This is a genomic window from Sphingomonas sp. BE138 (genome assembly GCF_031456125.1).
Taxonomy (GTDB): domain Bacteria; phylum Pseudomonadota; class Alphaproteobacteria; order Sphingomonadales; family Sphingomonadaceae; genus Sphingomonas.
The window spans coordinates 1-2,570 of sequence record NZ_JAVDUC010000059.1 but is presented as its reverse complement, the minus strand read 5'-3'; the positions used below and the strand labels follow the sequence as shown (position 1 = coordinate 2,570).

The 2,570-nt window shown below is 67.2% G+C and carries 2 protein-coding genes; both read right to left on the bottom strand.

Annotated elements, in window-relative coordinates; genetic code table 11:
- Window positions 1-129: 129 nt before the first annotated feature.
- Window positions 130-981 carry an IS21-like element helper ATPase IstB gene (istB, locus tag J2Y58_RS20760; protein ID WP_371859768.1) on the bottom strand — a complete coding sequence of 284 codons (852 nt, stop codon included), beginning with the start codon at window positions 979-981 and terminating at the stop codon, window positions 130-132.
- Window positions 978-2,465, bottom strand: coding sequence for an IS21 family transposase (istA, locus tag J2Y58_RS20755; protein WP_066278423.1), 1,488 nt, complete (start codon window positions 2,463-2,465; stop codon window positions 978-980). The genes istB and istA overlap by 4 nt, the downstream gene beginning before the upstream one ends.
- Between the last annotated feature and the right edge of the window lie 105 nt (window positions 2,466-2,570).

The window sequence follows — 2,570 nt, the reverse complement described above, 5'->3', positions numbered from 1 at the left end:
TGTCAACGGCGGAGCAAAATCCGGCCACGGTGGCGGTGTAAAAGTAGGCCAGCGGTCGAGGCGTGATGACGACATGGAAAGGGCCCCGATCGGGGCCCTTTCCATGTCGTCGCGACCGTTTTCTCCCGGCTATGTCGGCGGGATCTCTCCGGTGTTCGGGTCGGCCGACACAGTGGCCTGGTTTTGCTCCGCCCTTCTGGCGGAGCGCCGGCCGGCGGACTGTTTGAGGCGGTAGCTGTCGCCATTCATGGTGAGGATGGAGACGTGGTGCGTGAGGCGGTCGAGCAGCGCGCCGGTGAGCCGCTCCGAGGCGAGCACTTGGGTCCAGTCCTCGAACGGCAGGTTCGACGTGATGATGGTCGAGCCGCGCTCGTATCGCTGCGACAGCACCTCGAAGAGCAGTTCTGCGCCGGTCGCCGACAGCGGCACATAGCCGAGCTCGTCGACGATGAGCAGCTTCACGGCCGCCAGTTCCCGCTGGAGTTTGAGCAGACGCCGCTCGTCGCGCGCCTCCATCAGCTGGTTGACCAGCGAGGCCGCGGTCGTGAAGGCGACGGTGAAACCCTTCTGGCAAGCCGCCAGGCCGAGCGCGAGGGCGACGTGCGTCTTGCCCGTGCCGCTGTTACCCAGCGCGATGACGTTCTCCCGGCGCAGGATATATTCCGAGCGGGCGAGTTCGAGCACCAGCATCTTGTTGAGGCTGGGGATGGCGGTGAAGTCGAAGGTGTCGAGACTCTTCACCGCCGGGAAGCGGGCGGCGCGGATCCGCCGCTCGACCGTGCGCCGCTCCCGGTCGATGAGCTCAAGCTCGATGAGACGCAGCAGGTAGCGCGGGTGGTCGATACCGTCGCGGGCGCATTCGCGCGCGACCTTCTCATATTCGCGCAGCACGGTCGGCAGCTTGAGCTGCTTGAGGTGGTGGGCGAGCAGCACCTGGGGTGTCCCGCCGGTCGTGCCGGTCGGCATCTTGTCGCTTGTCATGCCGCCAGCACTCCATAGTCCGCCGCCCGGGTCGTCTTCACGTCCGTCCGGGGCAGGTGCGGATAGGCGGCCAGATCGAGACGGGGCGGTCGCCGTTCGATACGCGCCAGCGCGATGAGCTTCACCGCGTCGAAGCCGATGGCGCCGAGCTGCACGGCCTGTGTCACCGCGTCGGTGACGACGGCGAGCGGCAGGGCTTCGAGCAGCCGCAGCACCTGGATGAACTCCCGCTTCCCCTTGTTGCCCATACGGGCTTCCAAAAGGTGGCGCAGATGCTGGAAGATCTCGGGCAGATCCCAGCCCTGCAAGGCGGCCGCCTGGTCGAGCGCGCCGGGCTTCTGCTCGATGAGCGCGAGATAGTGCAGCGGGTTGGCGACGAAGGCGCCCTCGCCATAGCTGCGCGGATGGCGGGCGATCTCCTCGCCGGCGATGCTGATGACGACCTCGTCGACGAACCCCTTCACCAGGACGTCGCGGAAGCCGTAGGCGGTCGGCACCGAATAGTCGTTGGTCCGGTAGCGCACCAGCGCGGTCGACGACACGCGCGCCGACCGCTTCTCGCACGGCTCCAGCGGCACCGCCGGCAAGGCCCGGAAGACCTGCCGGTCGGCGGCAAGCCGCTCGGCGATGGTGTCGGCATGGCGTCCGGCATGCCCGTTCTGTCGGGCCAGGCAGTCCTTCGCCAGGCGCTCGTTCAACTCGTCGAAGCTGGCCGCCACGGGAATGGGCACCATGAACATCGCGCGGGCGTGCTTTACCAGCGCCTCGACCTTCCCCTTGTCGTTGCCCTTGCCGGGCCGGCCAAACCGGTCGGCAAACAGGTAGTGGCTGACCAGCTCGGTGAAGGCCCGCGTGCGCTCGCGCTTGCCGTCGCCGCAGATCCTCGCCACCGCAATCTTCAGATTGTCGTAGAGAATGGACAGCGGCACGCCGCCGAAGAAGGCGAAGGCCGAAACATGGCCGTCCAGGAACGCCTCGGTCGTCTCGCGCGGATAGGCCTTCACGAAACACGCATCGGAATGCGGTAGGTCCATGCAGAAATAATGAACCTTCTGCCGCACGCCGCCGATCTCGGCCCACGCCTCGCCGAAGTCGACCTGGGCATGGCCCGGCGGGTGCGCCAGCGGCACGAACGTCTCCCGGCTGCGGGCCCGACTTAGCCGCACATAGTCCTTCACCACCGTGTAGCCGCCGCCATAGCCATGCTCGTCGCGCAGCCGCTCGAAGATCCGTTTGGCGGTGTGCTGCTGCCTGGCCGGCGACAGGCGGTCCTCGCGCAGCATGGCGTCGATGACCGGCAACAGCGGCCCCAGCTTCGGCTTCTCCGGCGGCTTCGCGCGCCGGTAGCCTGGTGGCAGCGAGAACGCGCACATCTTCGCCACCGTGTCCCGGCTCAGACCGAACACCTTCGCCGCTTCCCGGCGACTATGACCTTCCACGAACACGAAACGCCGAACGGCCGCGTAGCTCTCCAAGGCAAACATCCTCGCCGCCCCAAATGGAGCAGCTTACCACTGGCAGGATTTCTCTCCGCCGCACCGGCACCTATGCCGGCGCTCCCGTGGCCGGGTTTGTCACCGCCCTACACA